General features: G+C 69.8%; 16 protein-coding genes. 11 read left to right on the plus strand and 5 right to left on the minus strand.

The annotated features are described in order from the left end of the window. Positions 1-241 precede the first annotated feature (241 nt). From VDQ18_RS17320 to VDQ18_RS17340, 5 genes are read right to left on the minus strand one after another with little or no spacing between them, the layout of a single operon-like run. Positions 242-1231: a TonB family protein gene (locus tag VDQ18_RS17320; RefSeq protein ID WP_323020795.1), complete on the minus strand. Its 990-nt coding sequence runs from the start codon at positions 1229-1231 to the stop codon at positions 242-244. Beyond that, complete coding sequence (locus VDQ18_RS17325; protein ID WP_107750575.1) at positions 1228-1626, minus strand: ExbD/TolR family protein; 399 nt, start codon at positions 1624-1626, stop codon at positions 1228-1230. The genes VDQ18_RS17320 and VDQ18_RS17325 overlap by 4 nt, the downstream gene beginning before the upstream one ends. Continuing rightward, positions 1623-2003, minus strand: coding sequence for an ExbD/TolR family protein (locus VDQ18_RS17330; RefSeq protein WP_323020796.1), 381 nt, complete (start codon positions 2001-2003; stop codon positions 1623-1625). The genes VDQ18_RS17325 and VDQ18_RS17330 overlap by 4 nt, the downstream gene beginning before the upstream one ends. Further along, on the minus strand, positions 1996-2634 hold the full coding sequence (locus VDQ18_RS17335; protein WP_323020797.1) for a MotA/TolQ/ExbB proton channel family protein: 639 nt from the start codon (positions 2632-2634) through the stop codon (positions 1996-1998). Before VDQ18_RS17335 ends, VDQ18_RS17330 begins: the two co-directional genes overlap by 8 nt. Next, positions 2631-3050, minus strand: coding sequence for a hypothetical protein (locus tag VDQ18_RS17340; RefSeq protein ID WP_323020798.1), 420 nt, complete (start codon positions 3048-3050; stop codon positions 2631-2633). Before VDQ18_RS17340 ends, VDQ18_RS17335 begins: the two co-directional genes overlap by 4 nt. Before the next feature lie 202 nt (positions 3051-3252). On the opposite strand from VDQ18_RS17340, the gene VDQ18_RS17345 reads away from it, so the two are divergent. The 11 genes from VDQ18_RS17345 to VDQ18_RS17395 all read left to right on the plus strand — a co-directional run. Further along, positions 3253-4365: a hemin-degrading factor gene (locus VDQ18_RS17345; protein ID WP_323020799.1), complete on the plus strand. Its 1113-nt coding sequence runs from the start codon at positions 3253-3255 to the stop codon at positions 4363-4365. A gap of 3 nt (positions 4366-4368) precedes the next feature. After that, positions 4369-5181 carry a heme/hemin ABC transporter substrate-binding protein gene (locus VDQ18_RS17350; RefSeq protein WP_323020800.1) on the plus strand — a complete coding sequence of 271 codons (813 nt, stop codon included), beginning with the start codon at positions 4369-4371 and terminating at the stop codon, positions 5179-5181. Positions 5182-5185: 4 nt separating this feature from the next. Beyond that, positions 5186-6250 carry an iron ABC transporter permease gene (locus VDQ18_RS17355; protein ID WP_323020801.1) on the plus strand — a complete coding sequence of 355 codons (1065 nt, stop codon included), beginning with the start codon at positions 5186-5188 and terminating at the stop codon, positions 6248-6250. A gap of 1 nt (position 6251) precedes the next feature. Continuing rightward, a complete protein-coding gene (locus tag VDQ18_RS17360) occupies positions 6252-7028 on the plus strand; it encodes a heme ABC transporter ATP-binding protein (RefSeq protein WP_323020802.1) in 777 nt (258 codons plus the stop codon). 57 nt (positions 7029-7085) lie between these two features. Then, on the plus strand, positions 7086-9164 hold the full coding sequence (locus tag VDQ18_RS17365) for a TonB-dependent receptor domain-containing protein (protein WP_323020803.1): 2079 nt from the start codon (positions 7086-7088) through the stop codon (positions 9162-9164). Between the two features lie 455 nt (positions 9165-9619). After that, positions 9620-10828, plus strand: coding sequence for an amino acid ABC transporter substrate-binding protein (locus VDQ18_RS17370; RefSeq protein ID WP_323020804.1), 1209 nt, complete (start codon positions 9620-9622; stop codon positions 10826-10828). A 63-nt stretch (positions 10829-10891) separates the two neighbouring features. Next, complete coding sequence (locus tag VDQ18_RS17375) at positions 10892-11758, plus strand: branched-chain amino acid ABC transporter permease (protein WP_323020805.1); 867 nt, start codon at positions 10892-10894, stop codon at positions 11756-11758. After that, positions 11755-12678: a branched-chain amino acid ABC transporter permease gene (locus tag VDQ18_RS17380; protein ID WP_323020806.1), complete on the plus strand. Its 924-nt coding sequence runs from the start codon at positions 11755-11757 to the stop codon at positions 12676-12678. Before VDQ18_RS17375 ends, VDQ18_RS17380 begins: the two co-directional genes overlap by 4 nt. After that, on the plus strand, positions 12675-13406 hold the full coding sequence (locus VDQ18_RS17385) for an ABC transporter ATP-binding protein (protein ID WP_323020807.1): 732 nt from the start codon (positions 12675-12677) through the stop codon (positions 13404-13406). Before VDQ18_RS17380 ends, VDQ18_RS17385 begins: the two co-directional genes overlap by 4 nt. Then, positions 13399-14586: an ABC transporter ATP-binding protein gene (locus VDQ18_RS17390; RefSeq protein WP_323020808.1), complete on the plus strand. Its 1188-nt coding sequence runs from the start codon at positions 13399-13401 to the stop codon at positions 14584-14586. Before VDQ18_RS17385 ends, VDQ18_RS17390 begins: the two co-directional genes overlap by 8 nt. Position 14587: 1 nt before the next feature. Further along, positions 14588-16008: aldehyde dehydrogenase family protein (locus VDQ18_RS17395; RefSeq protein ID WP_323022171.1), on the plus strand; the 1421-nt coding region annotated here is incomplete at its 3' end.

Genomic DNA, 16008 nt, shown 5'->3' on the forward strand with positions numbered 1-16008 from the left:
CGCCCCCCGCCAAAGGGGACCCTCGGGCCCCCTTTGGAAACCCCCGAGGATATTTTCAGAACAAAGATGAAGATTAAGAGGGCGTTAACCTGCCATCTTTGTTCTTCAAATATCCTCGGGGGTGAGGGCCGCCCGGACGAGGCGCCGGTGGCGCGTCGTCAGGCCCGAACGCCCGGAGCGCAAGCGCAGGGCCGGACCAGCCCGCAGGGCAGAGGGGGCAGAAAGCCCCCCTTCCTTTTCCTCAGCGTCCGACGAATTCGAACGAGAATTGCCGTTGCGCGCCCTGGGGCGGGGCGGGGAAGGGCGCGGCGCGGCGGATGTGGTCGAGCGCCGCCTGATCGAGCGCCGCGCTGCCCGAGGCGCGGGCGATCTGCACCCCCGCCAGCCCGCCACCCGGCGCGATGGTGAAGGCCACGACCGCGGTGCCGCGCGCATTGACCCGGGCACGACGGACCCTCTGGATGCGCTGCATCACCTGGCCCGGGTAGTTCGAAGCCGCGGCATTGCCGGGGGCGGCGGCGGCCGCCTGCCGGGGCGCGGCTCGGGCGGCCGTGGCCTGTTGCTGGCCCTGGTCCGAGCCGCGCCTCGCGTCGCGGTCGGAATCGCCCGCGGCCTGGGCGGCGCTGGATTGTTGTGGCGGGCGCCGGGTCTCGGGGTCGGGGCGGCGCTGCGGGCGGGGGGTGTCGGCGGCGGCCATCTGGACCTCGACCTCGGGCGTGGGGGCGGTGGTCGGCGGGGTGACGGGCGCGGCGGCGGCGAGGGGAGTGGCTTGGGTCGCGGCGGGCGGTGTGGCGGACGTGCTTGCCACCGGCGTCGCGGCGGGGGCGGCGGTCAAGGTGGGGGTCTCGCTGGCCGGGGGGACGGCCTCGGGCGCGGTTTCGGTCAGGGTCCGGGGCGCGGCGACCGGGGGCGTCGTCGGGGCCTCGGCCGCCTCGGTCGCGGCCGGGGGCGTGTCGCTGGCCGTGGCGCGCGGCGCCACCGGCGACGGTGTCGGGGCGGCTTCGGTCGGGGTTTCCGGCACGGCCTCGGCCGCCTGCGAGGGCAGGGCGCCGCGGGTGAAGTCGCGGAAATCATTGCCGAGCGCGGCGATCTCGGCCACGCCGCCGCCTTCGATCATCAGCGACTCGCCGCGCCCGGCGAAGCCCGCCAGCACCGCGGCATGGGCGGCGAGCGACAGGGCTCCGGCGACGATCAGCGCCGGCCAGGCGGGTTCGGTGCGGGCAAAGCTCATTCGAGGGCCCTTTCTCCCAACAGGACCACCCGTTCCGCCCCGGCGCCGCGCAGCCCCTCGGCGAGGGACACGACCAGCGCCGCGGGCGCCGCCCGGTCGACCAGCAGGCGGGCGACGCGCGGCTCGGGCAGGGTTTCCAGATAGGCCAGCGCGCCCGCTTCGGGCGTGTCCGGCCAGTCGATGCCGTCGATGCGCAGCCCGCCCTCGGCGGTGATGACCAGCGCCTCGGGCGGGGCGCGGGTTTCCAGCTCGGCGATGCTGACCAGCGTCACCGACGGATCGGGCGAGGGGGCGATGGTCCCGGCGATCAGGAAGAAGATCAGCATCAGGAAGACGATGTTGATCAGGCCGATGGTCGGCTCGCCCTTGCTGCGAGTGGGCGTGGCGGCTCTCATCCCAGCACCCGCACGGCGAAGGGCGCCCCGCGCAGCGCGGCCAGGATATCGACCAGGCGCTGTGCCTCGACCCCCTCGGCCAGCGCGATGAGCGCCGTGCCCTCGGGTCCGGCAAGCTCGGTCAGCGCGGCGCGGAGGTCCTCGAGCGGAATGTCGCGGGCATTGAGGCGCAGCGACTCGGGGCCGAGCTGGACGAAGGCGGGCGGTGTGTCGGCGCTGCCCGCGCCTTGCGGCGCGGCGGTCAGTTCCAGCTCGCCCAGCTTGGTGAAGGTCGAGGTCAGCATGAAGAACAAGAGAAGCAGGAAGATCACGTCGATCAGCGAGGTGAGCGACAGACCGCGCCGTCGCGGCGCGGGCGTCAGGCGGCTGTCAGCCATGGCCGAGGCCGGCGCAGAGGGCGGTGTCGATGATCCGCTCGGACATCGCCGCCTCACGGGCGATGCGGGCGTCGAACCAGGCCAGCACCAGCGAGGCGGGCATGGCGACGGCCAGGCCCACGGCGGTGGTCAGGAGCGCGACCCAGATCCCGCCTGCCAAGGCCGAGGGGTCGACGGCGGCGCCCGCCGATTGCAGGCCCTGGAAGGCCTCGATCATGCCCAGAACCGTGCCGAAGAGCCCCAGCAGCGGCGCCACCTGCGCCACGGAATCGAGCAGCCTGAGCCCGGCCGAGAGCCGCGCCAGACGGGCCGCGGCCTCGCCCGTGAGGCGGGCGCGGAGCGCGGCCTCGTCGTGCTGGCCATCGCCCGCGGCATCGAGCGCGAGCAGGGTCACCGGCCCCAGATGGCTGGGCGCGGCCTTGGCCTGCTGGCGCGCCTCGGTGGCGGCGCCGCGGTCCCAGGCGGTCAGCGCCCGGTCCAGCGCGCCGTGGCGTCCGACGCCGAGGCGCAGGAATTGCCAGATCTTGGCCAGGATCAGGGCCAGCGCCACCAGCGACATGGCCAGCAGCACCATGACCACCGGGCCGCCCAGTTCCGCGACATTGGCGACGGCCTCGAACAGCGCGTTCATTGCAGCACCTCGATCGGGGTGACGGAGCGGGCTTCGATCGCCGCGCCGCAGCCCTCGGGCTCACAGCTGCTGACGCCGTTGATCAGGAGCCGCGAGACGCCCTCGCAGGTGATCCCGCCGATCTCGAAACTGCGGACCCGCATGCGGCCCGCGGGCAGGTCCTGCAGGTCCAGCAGCGTCATCGTCGCGACCCGCCCCTCGGTGTCGAAAAGCACCGCCTCCAGCACCAGCCGGTCGATATCGGCTTCGGTCCCGTTCTGGCCGACCAGCACGAACTGGCAGGCGCCGTCCCGGGGGTGGATGGCGTTCAGCTCGACGCTGACCGCCGGGGCGGCTTGATCGGGGGTGGATTGGGCGAGGGCGCTCTGCGCGGCGAGCATCAGCGCGCCGCAGAGGGCGGGGAATCGGACAGCCATCATGACCTCGGCTTGCAGGGTAAAGATCTGGCTGGCGCGATGGCTGGCGGGGACCGCGGAAACGAATTTTCCGCTTGCATGTTTCGGCTAGGATACCTAACAGATTTTGTCAAGTAACCGCGCCCTCTTCGGCGCGACCGCGCAATCCAGCCTTTCGCCAGACGCGCCTGCCCCCGCTGCCTTGGTCATGAAAGGGATTGCCATGTCCAGCCTTACCGCCCCCGACCTCACCTCCGAGGTGACCGCGCTCGACCGCTCGCCGCAGGGCCTGCGCGATGCCCGCGCCGGGAATCCGAAAAGCCGCATCCGCGATCTGGCCGAGCAGCTGGGCGTGAGCGAGGCGCATCTGGTGGCCTCGGGCGTCGACGGCAAGGGTGTGGTGCGCCTGACCTGTGACATCGACCGGCTGTTCCCGGCGCTGGGGAATCTGGGCCCTGTCATGGCGCTTACCCGCAACGAGCATTGCGTGCACGAGAAGGACGGCGCCTATCTGGACTATCACCCCGGGCCGCATGCGGCGATGGTGCTGGGTCCGGATATCGACCTGCGGATCTTCCCGCGCCATTGGGTGCACGCTTTCGCGCTGAGCGACGGCGACAAGCGCTCGATCCAGATCTTCGATGCGGCGGGGGATGCGGTGCACAAGGTGCATCTGCGTCCGGCCACGAATGTCGCGGCCTTCGAGGCGCTGGTTGCCGATCTGCGGGCCGAGGACCAGTCGGACGGGATCGAGACCCAGCCGCGTTCCCCGGTCGAGGCGGCGAAATCCAACGCCGAGAAGCGCGACATCCTGCTGAAGGAATGGGACGCGCTGACCGATACGCACCAGTTCCTGCGCCTCACCTCGAAGCTGAAGATGAACCGCCTTGGCGCCTATCGCATCGCCGGGGCACCCTATGCCGTGGCGCTGAAGCCCGAGGCGGTCGATGCCGCGCTGCGCGGTGCGGCCGAGGGGCAGGTTCCGGTGATGATCTTCGTCGGCAACATGGGCTGCATCCAGATCCATGGCGGCCTCGTCCACCGGATCGAGCAGATGGGCCCCTGGCTGAACGTGCTGGACCCGGGCTTCAACCTGCACCTGCGCTCGGACAAGATCGCCGAGGTCTGGCTGGTGCGCAAACCGACCAAGCACGGCATGGCAGTGTCGATCGAGTTCTTCGACGCCGACGGCATGGTCATCGCCCAGATCTTCGGCCAGCGGGCGCCGGGCAACGAACGCTCGGAACCCGCGCCCGAGGACAACAGCGGCCCGCTCCCCGGGACCGAGGGCTGGGTGGCGCTGACCGATGCGCTCGCCCAGACGCACGGGATCTGAGCCATGCGTGGATTGTTGGTTGTGGCGGCTCTGGCCGCCACGCCCACCCTGGCGCAGGACCGCGTCGTGGTGGCGGGCTCGGCGCTGTGCGAGGTGGTCGCGGCTTTGGGGCAGGTGGATCGGGTGGTCGGTCGGGATACGACCTGCCTCTACCCCGAGGTTTTCGCGGAACTGCCCGATGTGGGCTATCTGCGGGCGCTGTCGCCCGAGGGGCTGCTGTCGCTGGATCCCGATCTGATCCTCGCCGATGTCGATGCGGGCCCGCCCGCGACGATGGATCTGGTCGCGGCCAGCGCCGTGCCGGTGGTGCGGATCGCGGCCGATTTCACCGAGGCCGGTGTCATCGCCCGAATCGAGGGGGTGGCGGGGGCGCTCGGCGTCGATCCGGCGCCGCTGGTGGGGTCGGTGACCGAGGGTTTCGCCACCCTGGCCGAGGCCCGCGCGGCGGCTGAAAGTCCCCGGGTGCTGTTCATCCTGTCGGCGGCTGGCGGCCGGGTGATGGCGGCGGGGCAGGGCACCGCGGCGCAAGGCATCCTGACGCTGGCCGGGGCGCAGAACGTGCTCGACGGGTTCGAGGGCTATCGCCCCCTAACCGACGAGGCCATCGCCGCCGCTGCGCCCGACGCGATCCTGATGATGGACCGCTCGGGCGATCATGCGCTGGACGATGCGGCGATCCTGGCCCATCCGGCGCTGGGGCTGACGCCCGCGGCGCAGAACGGGCGGATCGTGCGGATGGACGGCGCGCTGCTGCTGGGCTTCGGCCCGCGCACGCCCGAGGCGGCGCTGGCGCTCATCCGGGCGCTGGAGGGCTGAGCCGATGGTGGCGCTGACCCCTCCGGTCCCGTCCGGCGACCGCGCGCCCCGGGCGCAGAAGGTGACGCTGGCGCTGGTGGCTCTGCTGCTGGCGGCGGGCGTGGCCTCGCTGGCGGTGGGCGCGGCGGGGGTCTCGCCCTGGGCGGTGCTGGGCGACTGGCTGGCGGGTGAGGCCATCGGGCTGCGTGAGCGGGTGATCCTGTTCGACATCCGCTTGCCGCGGCTGGTCACCGGGGCGCTGGTCGGCGCCTCGCTGGCGGTGGCCGGGGCGGTGATGCAGGGCCTGTTCCGCAACCCGCTGGCCGATCCCGGCATCGTCGGGGTCAGCGCGGGCGCGAGCCTCGGTGCGGTGCTGGTCATCGTGCTGGGCGGTCTGCTGCCCGCCGGGCTGCTGGCGCTGGCGGGGTCGCATCTGGTGCCGATCGGCGCCTTCCTCGGCGGTTGGGCCAGCACGCTGCTGCTCTACCGGATCAGCACCCGGGCCGGGCGTACTTCGGTGGCGACGATGCTGCTGGCCGGGATCGCCATGGCGGCGCTGGCGGGTGCGGGAATGGGCGTGCTGATCTTCCTCGCGGACGACGCGCAGCTCAGGGACCTGACCTTCTGGAACATGGGCTCGCTGGCCGGGTCCAGCTGGACCCGCCTTGCCGCCGCGGCGCCGGTGATGATCCTGGGGCTGCTGGCGGTGCCCTTCATGGCCCGGGCGCTGAACGCGCTGTCGCTGGGCGAGGCGACGGCCATGCATCTGGGGATCCGGGTGGAGCGCGCCAAGCGCCTCGCCATCCTCGCCGTTGCGGCGATGACCGGGGCGGCGGTGGCGGTCTCGGGCGGGATCGGCTTCGTCGGCATCGTCGTGCCGCACCTCTTGCGCCTCGCCATGGGGCCGGATCACCGCTTCCTGCTGCCCGCCGCGGGCCTGCTGGGCGCGGCGCTGCTGATCGGCGCCGATATGGTCGCGCGCACCATCGCCGCGCCTGCCGAACTGCCCATCGGCATCGTCACGGCGCTGGCGGGCGGGCCGTTCTTCCTGTGGATCCTGCTGCGCAAGCGCGGGCTCGTGGACCTCTGACATGCTGGACGCCGAAACCCTTTCCGTCACGCTGGGCCGCAAGCCGATCCTGAAGGGCATCGACCTTGAGGCAAGGGCCGGGACGCTGACCTGCATCGTCGGGCCGAACGGCTCGGGCAAGACGACGCTGCTGCGCGCGCTGACGGGCGAGGTGGCCTCCTCCGGGCGGCTGTGCCTTGACGGGCAGGACCTGCGCAGCCTCAAGCCCGAGGCGCTGGCGCTGCGCCGGGCCGTGCTGCCGCAATCGGTGCCGCTGGCCTTCCCCTTCACCGTGCTGGAAATCGTGCGGCTGGGCCTGACCGGCGTGCCGGGGGCCGAGGCCCGGGCGCTGCCCTCGCAGGCCTTGCACCGGGTGGGGCTTGGCGGCTACGAGGGGCGGCTTTTCCAGGAGCTGTCGGGCGGCGAACAGCAAAGGGTGCATCTGGCGCGGGTCCTGTTGCAGGTCTGGACGCCGGTGGTCCATGGCCTGCCGCGCTGGCTGTTCCTCGATGAACCTGTGGCTGCACTCGATATCGGGCACCAGCTGCAGGTGATGCGCATCGCCCGGGATTTCGCCGAAGCGGGCGGCGGGGTGATCGCCGTCATGCATGACTTGAACCTCACCGCCATGGTCGCCGATCAGGTCTGGCTGATGACCGCGGGCCGCATCGCCGCGCGCGGCAGCCCGGCCGAGGTCTTCACCGATGCCACTCTTGCCGCCGCCTATGGCTGCGCGATCCGCGTGTCCACGCCGCCGTCCGACGGCACCCCCTTCATCCTGCCGCAAGCCGCGGCCTGATCCATCCAACTGCCAGCCCCTCGCCAGCATCAACAACAACAACCAAACGAGGGACCCATGTCACCCACCATCCGCCGCCTCGGTGCGGTCTCGACGCTGGCGCTTGCCACCGCGCTTTCCACCCCCGCCGCCGCGCAGGCCACCGGCGAGGGCGTCTTCACGCTGCTGGGCCGGATCATCCTGTCTGCGGGCCGTGCCCGGGTCGCCATCGACACGCCGCAGGCCGTGACCGCGCTGGAACAGGAAGACCTGGACCGCGAACAGGCCACCACGCCCGGTGAATTGCTGCGCGCCGTGCCCGGCGTTCAGGCCTTCGGCGGCGAGGCGATGACCGGCCAGTTCCTGAACATCCGCGGCGTCGGCACGCAATCGGCCTCGGATGAGAATCGCATCGTCGTCACCATCGACGGCGTGCAGAAGTACTTCGAGCAATACCGCGTGGGCTCGCATTTCGGCGAGCCGGACCTCTATCGCCGCGTGGAAGTGCTGCGGGGGCCGGGCGCGTCCCTGCTCTATGGTTCGGGCGCCATCGGCGGCGTCGTCGCCTTCGAGACGCGCGAGGCCTCGGACTTCCTGACCGGGGACGAGAACACCGCGCTGCGCTTCCGCCTCTCGGGGCAGTCGAACGCGGGCTTTTCGGGCTCGGCCATCCTCGCCCATCGCTTCAACGAGCGTTTCGAGATCCTGGCCGCGCTGACCACCCGGCAGGAGCAGGATTACGAGGCGGGCGGCGGCGTGCCGGTCGCCGGCTCGAACCTGTCCAGCCAGTCCGGGCTGGTCAACGCCACCTGGCGGCCCTTCGACGACAGCGAGCAGAGCCTGCGCTTCACGCTGTCGCGCTGGACCACCTCGGGCGTGCAGGTGCCCTATTCGGCCTATGGCAACTTCTCGGTCTTCGGCAATGTCGACCGGGTGGTGACCGATGACACGGCGCAGATCACCTGGGAGAACCCGGCTTCGGACAATCCCTGGCTCGATGCCCGGGTGCAGCTGAGCTATTCGCGTTCCGAGGTCGACCAGTCGAACGCCACCGGCTATCCCGGCTGGCCCTTCTCGCCGCCCTATTCGATCTTCCAGGATTCGGTCTATGCCTACGAGACCCTGTCGCTGAACGCGCGCAACACCATCACCATGGAAGGCGCCAACTGGCAGAACTACCTGACCTTCGGCGCCGAGGCGGCGCAGCGCGAGCGGGTGCAGATCTCGGGCGCCTCGACCCTGACCTCGCACCCGGCCGGGCAGAGCGATACCTGGGGCGTCTTCGTGCAGAACGAATTCGTGCTGAACCAGGACTTCACGCTGCTGGCCTCGCTGCGGCATGACCGCTCGCGCATGGTGGCGACGGCCGGGGTCGATCCGGCCTATCTGAACGTGCCGGTCACGCATTCGGGCACCGCCGCCTCGCTGTCCGCGCAATACCGGATCAACGAGGCCTGGTCGGTCTTCGGCACCCTGGCCGAGACGACGCGGCTGCCGTCCCTGGACGAGGTCTTCGACAGCGGCACCTCGGGCGGCGTCTCGTCGATGGGGCTGCGGCCGGAACACGCGCGCACCGTCGAGCTGGGCGTCGCCTGGCAGGGGCGGGGCCTGATCACCGAGGGCGACGGGCTGGACCTGAAGCTCACCGCGTTCAACAACCAGTTCCGCGACCGGATCGAGCGGGTCGGCATCGTCGGCCAGCCCAGCTTCCAGAACATCGGCCGGGCCCGGATCCGTGGCATCGAGCTTGAGGCCTCCTACCAGTCCGACCTGTGGTTCGGCCGCAGCGCCGCCAGCTGGATCGAGGGCATCGACCAGAGCACGGGCGACCGCCTGGCCTCGACCCCGGCGCCGGAGCTGATGCTGGAGATCGGCCGCCGCCTGCCGCAGCAGAACCTGGAAATCGGCTGGCGCGGCACCTTCGCGGGGCCGGTGACGCTGGCTTCGGGCGACCGGTTCCCGGGCTATGCGGTGCATGACCTGTTCCTGACCTGGCGGCCGCAGAGCGGGGCGCTGCGCGGGATCGATGTGCAATTCGCCGTCAACAACGTCTTCGACCTCAACTATTACAACGCGCTCGACGGCTCCTATGCCACCTCGCTGCCGCGCCGGGGCCGGGATTTCCGCCTGACGCTGGGCCGCACGATCACCTTCTGAACCGTCGTCACCCTGTTTGATGGCAAAATGGCCGGGCGCATCCCTTGCGCCCGGCTTTTGCGTCTTGCGGCTGAAAGCACTGACTTTTTGCCGAATGTATACATTCAGAGGTTTGCGTTGGTTGCGACACTCGGGCGCCGAGCTAGTCGCTGGATGCAAGGCTGCGTCCTAGGCATCTGAAAAAAATATAGGCTTCTCCCGTGGTGGCGCGGTTTCTTGCTGCTTTGCAGCATCAGAAAACCGTCTTTCGCGGTGTCAAATCTCTTGAAATGTATCCGGGGCAATGCATCATGGCGCTGCCTTGTCGTCTGGGGAGGTTGGGCAGACAGGGTCCGTTGCGCGGGGCCGGCATCCATCTGGATGCCCGGCATTCCGGGGAGGAGGCCGGCGGCGACGCCGGGTCGGAGCGAACGGCGGCCACAGGGCCGACAACGATGACAAAGGGGAGATGTCACATGTATCGCAGAACGTTCACGCAGCTTGCGGCTGCCGCCGTCGCGCTGGCGGCCGGGGCCGGGATGTCCCTGGCGCAGGATACCATTCGCATGGGCGCCGCCGCGCCGCAGACCGGCCCGCTGGCCGGGGGCGCGACCGTCACCCACTGGCCGGCGGTGCGGCTCTGGGTGCATCAGACCAACGAGGCGGGCGGGCTACAGGTGGGCGATCGCCGCATGACCATCGAGCTGGTGGAATACGACGACCAGACCAACCCGCAGCAGGCCATCCAGGCCGCGCAGCGTCTGGCGACGCAGGATCAGGTCGATTTCATGGTCGCGCCCTATTCCACGGGCATGAACCTGGCCGCAGCGCCGATCTTCGCCCAGCTCGGCTATCCGATGATCACCGGCACCGCGGTCACCGACCAGCAGCCGGCGCTGGCGCAGCAGTTCCCGAACATGTTCTTCGTGCTGGGCCGGACCTCGATCATGGCCGAGGATACGGCGCATGTGCTGGTCGGCATGCGCGACCGGGGCGAGATCGGCAACCGCGTGGCGCTGGTCAACGTGGCCGACGCCTTCGGGATCGAGATGGCGGGCATCTCGCGCGGGGTGCTGGAATCGAACGGGTTCGAGATCGTCTACGAAAGCTCGTATCCCCTGGGCACGCAGGATCTGGCGCCGGTCATCGACGGGGCCAAGGCCGCGAACCCCGATGCCTTCATCGCCTGGTCCTATCCCGGTGACACCTTCGCGCTGACCGATCAGGCCATCGTGCAGAACTTCGCGCCGCATGTGTTCTTCACCGCCGTCGCCACCGCCTTCCCGGGCTATGCCGCCCGTTTCGGCGACCAGATCGAGGGGGTGATGGGCATGGGTGGCGTCAATGCCGATGACCCGGCCTTCCAGGCCTTCGCCGAGGCGCATATGGAATTCGCCGGTCAGGCGCCCGATTACTGGGCCTCGGCCGCGACCTATGCCACGCTGGAAATCCTGGGTCAGGCGATCGAGGCCACCGGCTCCATCGACCGCGCCACGGTGCTTGCCTATCTGCAGGACCGCTCGCACGAGTATTCGACGATCCTCGGCCCGGTGAACTTCAACGAAAACAACGACAACGAGCGGTACTGGACCGTCGGCCAATGGCAGGGCGGCGTGTTCCGGGGCATCGCCGCGCGGGGTCGTGACGGCGCCGTGGCCGCCGAGCTGTTCGACGGCTGGAACTGATCCCGGCGGGCGGCGCGTGTCCTTGCGCGCCGCCCCCACCGGCAAGACGGCGGATCTGACCCGATGTTCATCCTGATAACCGGCCTGTTGCTGGGCGGGACCTATGCGCTGATCGCGCTGGGGCTCAACCTGCAATACGGCGTCGCGCGGATCATGAACCTGGCGAATGGCGAGATGCTGGTCGCGGGCGGGTTCGCCGCTTTCTGGCTCTATACCGCGGGGCAGATCAACCCGGTGGCGGCGCTGATCGTCATCGCGCCGGTGGCCTTCGTGGTCAACTGGCTGGTCTACCGCTTCATGCTGCAACCGCTTGTGAAACGGGCCAAAAGCCGCGGCGCGCTGGAGGTCGATTCGATCCTGGCGACGTTCGGGATGTCCTTCGCTTTCGTCGGCATCATGACCTGGGCCTTCGGCGGCGGCTATTTCAACTATGCCTTCCTCGCCCAGCCGCTGGAGATGTTCGGCAGCTCCTACGCCCAGAACCGCGTCGTCGCCTTCGTGCTGGCGGTGGTGATCGGCGGGGCGCTGTGGCTGTGGCTGACCTATTCCCGCGTCGGCCTGAACCTGCGGGCGGTGGCGGTAAACCCGGCCTCGGCCTCGCTGGTGGGTGTCGACGTGCGCCGTGCTTCGGCGCTGGCCTTTGCTTTGGGCGGGGCCGTGACGGCCACGGGCGGCGCGCTGGTGTCGATGTTCTTCACGCTCGATGCCTCGGTCGGCGTCCTCTTCACCATGAAGGCGCTGATCATCATCATCATGGGCGGGGTGGGCGACATCCGGGGGACCATCGTCGCTGCCGTGATCCTCGGCATCGCCGAGACGGCGGTGGCGCGGCTGGTTGATCCGGGCCTGACGCTGGCCGCGGCCTATCTGCTCTTCCTGCTGGTGCTGCTCTTCAAGCCCGCGGGACTTTTCGGAAAGGCCCGGGGATGAGCGGCACCGACTGGCGCAATCTGGCCATCTCGGCCGCCCTGCTGGGTCTGGCGGCGCTGCTGCCGGTCTATGGCAGCCCCTATTGGCTGACCATGGGCACAACCATGGCGATGTTCGTGGTGCTGGCGACCAGCTGGGCGCTGTTTTCGGGCCCCACGCATTACATCTCGCTCGCCACTGCCGCCTTCTTCGGCATCGGCACCTTCGTCACGGGCCTCGGGTTCCAGAGCCTGCCGTTCTGGGTGCTGCCGCCCTTGGCCGCGATCATCGGCGCGGTGCTGGCGGCGCTGGTCGGGCTGGTGACGCTGCGCCTGTCGGGCGTCTATTTCGTCATCTTCACCCTCGGCCTGGCCGAGATGGTGCGGCAGGTCGTGACCTGGGTGCAGAACCAGACCGGCCATCGCGGCATGTATGTCCTGACCTCGATCACTGAGCGCGAGATCTACTGGATGCTGGTGGGTCTGGGGGCGCTGGTCTTCCTCGCGGGCTGGCTGATCGGTCGCTCGCGGCTGGGTTTCGCGCTGCGCATCATCGGCAATGATGAGACGGTCGCGAAACACGCCGGCATCGACACGGCTCTGGCCAAGGTCGCGCTTTTCATGGTGCCGGGCGCCGTGGCCGCCGCGACCGGGGCGATCCTCGCGCCGCGTTACATCTACATCGAACCCGCCACCGCCTTCGCACCTCTGCTGTCATTTCAGGTCGTCATCATGGCGCTTCTGGGCGGGACCGGGCGGCTCTGGGGGCCGATTGCGGGTGTGATCCCCTTCAGCCTGCTGTGGGAGGCCATCACGCGGCAGGCGCCGAACCAGACGCTGCTGCTGCTGGGCATCGCCTTCCTGGTTATCGTCTACCTGCTGCCCGGCGGTTTCGTCGGCCTCTGGGACCGCTTCCGCCGCCGCTTCGGAGGCCGCTCATGAGCCGGATTGTCCTGCAGGTGAGGAACGTGACCAAGCGCTTCGGCGGGCTGGTCGCGGTCCATGACGTGAGTTTCGACGTGACCGAGCATTCGGTCATGGGGCTGATCGGGCCGAATGGCTCGGGTAAATCCACCATGATCAACATGATCTCGGGCAGTTTCGCGCCGACCGCGGGCTCGATCCGGCTGGAGGGGCATGAACTGGCGGGCAAGCCCGCGCACAAGGTGGCGCGGCTGGGGGTGGGGCGGACGTTCCAGCTGGTGCGGCTGCTGCCGGAACTGAGCGTTCTGGACAACGTCATCGCCGGCGCCGCCTTCGGCCATCGCCGCCGCTGGGGGGCCGAGGCGAAGGCGCACGCCCTGACGCTGATCGAACGGCTGGGGCTGAGCGCCGTCATGGGGATGCCCGTCTCGGCGCTGACCTATATCGACACCAAGCGGGTGGAACTGGCGCGGGCGCTGGCGGGCGACCCGGAGGTGCTGCTTCTGGACGAATGGCTGGCGGGGCTGAACCCGACGGAACTGGGCACCGGGATCGCGCTGATCCGCTCCTTGCGCGACGAGGGGCGGACGATCATCCTTGTCGAACACGTCATGGACGCGATCCGCAGCCTCTGCGACCGCTGCGTGGTCATGTCCTCGGGTACCAAGATCGCCGAAGGGACCCCGGCCGAGGTCCTGTCCGACCCCGAAGTGATCCGCGCCTATCTGGGGGATGACGATGCTTGAGGTTCACGAACTCGCCGTCCGCTACGGCAAGCATATCGCGCTGGCGGGCCCGTCGCTGAAGGTCAGCCCGGGCGAGATCGTGGTCATTCTGGGGGCCAACGGCGCCGGGAAATCGACGCTGCTGAAGGCGATTGCCGGGGTCTGCGAGGGGCAGGTCTCGGGCGCGGTCAGCGTGAGCGGCGAGCCGGTGATCGGCCTGGCGCCGCACAAGGTGGTGGAACGCGGGATCGCGCTGGTGCCCGAGGGGCGCGGCATCTTCGGCGAGCTGACGGTGCGCGAGAACCTGATGCTGGGCGCCAATCCCCAGCGCGCCCGCGAAGAGGTCGAGGCGCGCTACGAGCAATTGACGCGGCTCTTCCCCAAGCTCAGCGACCGGGCGCGGCAGGTGGTGCGCACCATGTCGGGCGGCGAGCAGCAGATGGTCGCCATCGGCCGGGCGATGATGTCGAACCCGGAAATCCTGATGCTGGACGAGCCGAGCCTCGGCCTTTCGCCGCTGCTGGCCAAGGAATTGTTCCAGACGCTGAAGAAGGTGCGCGAGACGGGGCTGGGGATTCTGGTGGTCGAACAGAACGCCAAGCTGAGCCTCGCCATCGCCGACCGCGGCTATCTGCTGGAGAACGGCCGCATCCTGCGCGAGGACAAGGCCTCGGTCCTGTTGCACGATCCGGCGGTGCAGGCGGCCTATCTCGGCGGTGCGGCGGGGCATGCCACGGGACCGGCCAAGGCCCCGGCCGCGCCGGTGCTGCAAACCAGCGTGCCCGCGCCGCCGACGCCGCAGGTCCGCGCCAAGCCGATCCGCTCGGTCCCGTCCTCGGAAATCTCGGGCCTCGACATCGACGCCATCGTCGCCGGCGCTGCGCGCAAGGCGCCGGGGGTCACGGCGCCCCGGACCCTCAGCCCCGGGGCAATGCAGGCGGCGGTGAGCCAGCGCTCGGCCGCGCTGAAAGCCTCGCTCGACGCAATCGAGGCCGCCGCGCGGCAGGCCCGGTCGCGTCCCGCCGCCAGCAGCCTGCCGCCCTTGCGCCCGACCGCGCGGCCCGCGACCCCCGCGCCGACCGCCCCCGTCGCCGCCCCGGCGAGTGCGCCGGAGGCTCCGCCGATCCCGGCCTCGGGCGCCCGGGTCGAGGTCTATACCCGGCGCCCCGGCACCGCCCAGTTCAGCAGAAGCGAGGTCTGACATGCTCGATAGCCCCGTCACCAAGACGATCCGCGGCCAGTACATCAACGGCCAATGGGTGCGCGCCGCGCGGACCTTCCCCGATCTCAACCCCTCGACCGGCGCGCTGTTTGCCGAGGCCCCGGACGGCAGCCGCACCGATGCCGCCGCCGCCATCGAGGCCGCGCATGCCGCCTTCACGGCCTGGGCGGCGATGAAATTCACCGAGCGTGCGCATCTGATGCACCGGATCAGCGACATCTGGGAGCGCCGCGCGCCCGAATACATCGCCCTCAATCAGGCCGAGGGGGGCGGCTGGTTCGGCAAGGGTGCGTTTGAGGCGCATTACGTGACCGAGGTCTTCCGCTCGGCCGCCGCCATCTGCTACCAGCCGCTGGGGGAGATCATGCCGTCGGAATACGGCAAGATGTCCACCGCCGTCCGCTCGCCGATGGGCGTCATCTCGGTCATCAGCCCGTGGAACTTCCCCGGCATCCTGACCGCGCGGGGCTTTGCCTTCGCGATGGCCGCGGGCAACACCATCGTCCTGAAACCCTCGGAAGACACGCCCTTCATCGGCGGGCTCTATTTCGCCGAGATCATGGAAGAGGCGGGCGTGCCGCCGGGCGTCTTCAACGTCATCTCCTGCTCGCGCGAGAACGTGGCCGGGGTGGGCGACGAGATGATCGAGCATCCCTTCGTCAAGGGCATCTCCTTCACCGGCTCGACCCCGGTCGGCCGGGCCATTGCCGCCAAGGCCGGGGCGCATCTCAAGAAGGCCTGCGTCGAACTCGGCGGCAAGGACAGCCTGATCATCCTCGAAGACGCCGATCTGGAGCGCGCCTCGCAGGCGGCGAACTTCGGCAGCTTCATGCATCAGGGCCAGATCTGCATGTCGGTCGAAAAGGTGCTGGTGCACGAGAAGATCTACGCCGATTTCCTGCCGAAATTCGCGGCACGGGCGGCGAAGCTGAAGGTCGGCGATACGGCGGACAAGTCGAACGTGATCGGCCCCCTGATCAATGACCGGCAGGTCGCGCGGGTCAAGGCGCAGCTGGAGGATGCCATCGCCAAGGGCGCCAAGGTCGTCGTCGGCGGCGGCATCAACGGCCGCTTCGTCGAGCCGACGATCCTGACCGGCGTCACCCCCGACATGCTGATCTACCGCGACGAGACCTTCGGCCCGGTGGTTCCGGTGATCCCCTTCCGCACGGACGAGGAAGCCATCGCCATAAACAACGACACCGAATACGGGCTCTCGGCGGGCGTCTTCACCAAGGACGAGGCGCGGGCGCTCTCCATCGCCAAGCGGCTGGAAACCGGCATGTGCCACGTCAATTGCTCGTCGGTGAATGACGAGCCGCATGTGCCCTTCGGCGGCTCCAAGGCCTCGGGCCTCGGGCGGCACGGCGGGCGCTGGTCGATCGAGACCTTCACCGAGAC

The sequence above is a fragment of the Pararhodobacter sp. genome, from assembly GCF_034676075.1.
In the GTDB taxonomy this organism is placed as follows: Bacteria; Pseudomonadota; Alphaproteobacteria; order Rhodobacterales; family Rhodobacteraceae; genus Pararhodobacter.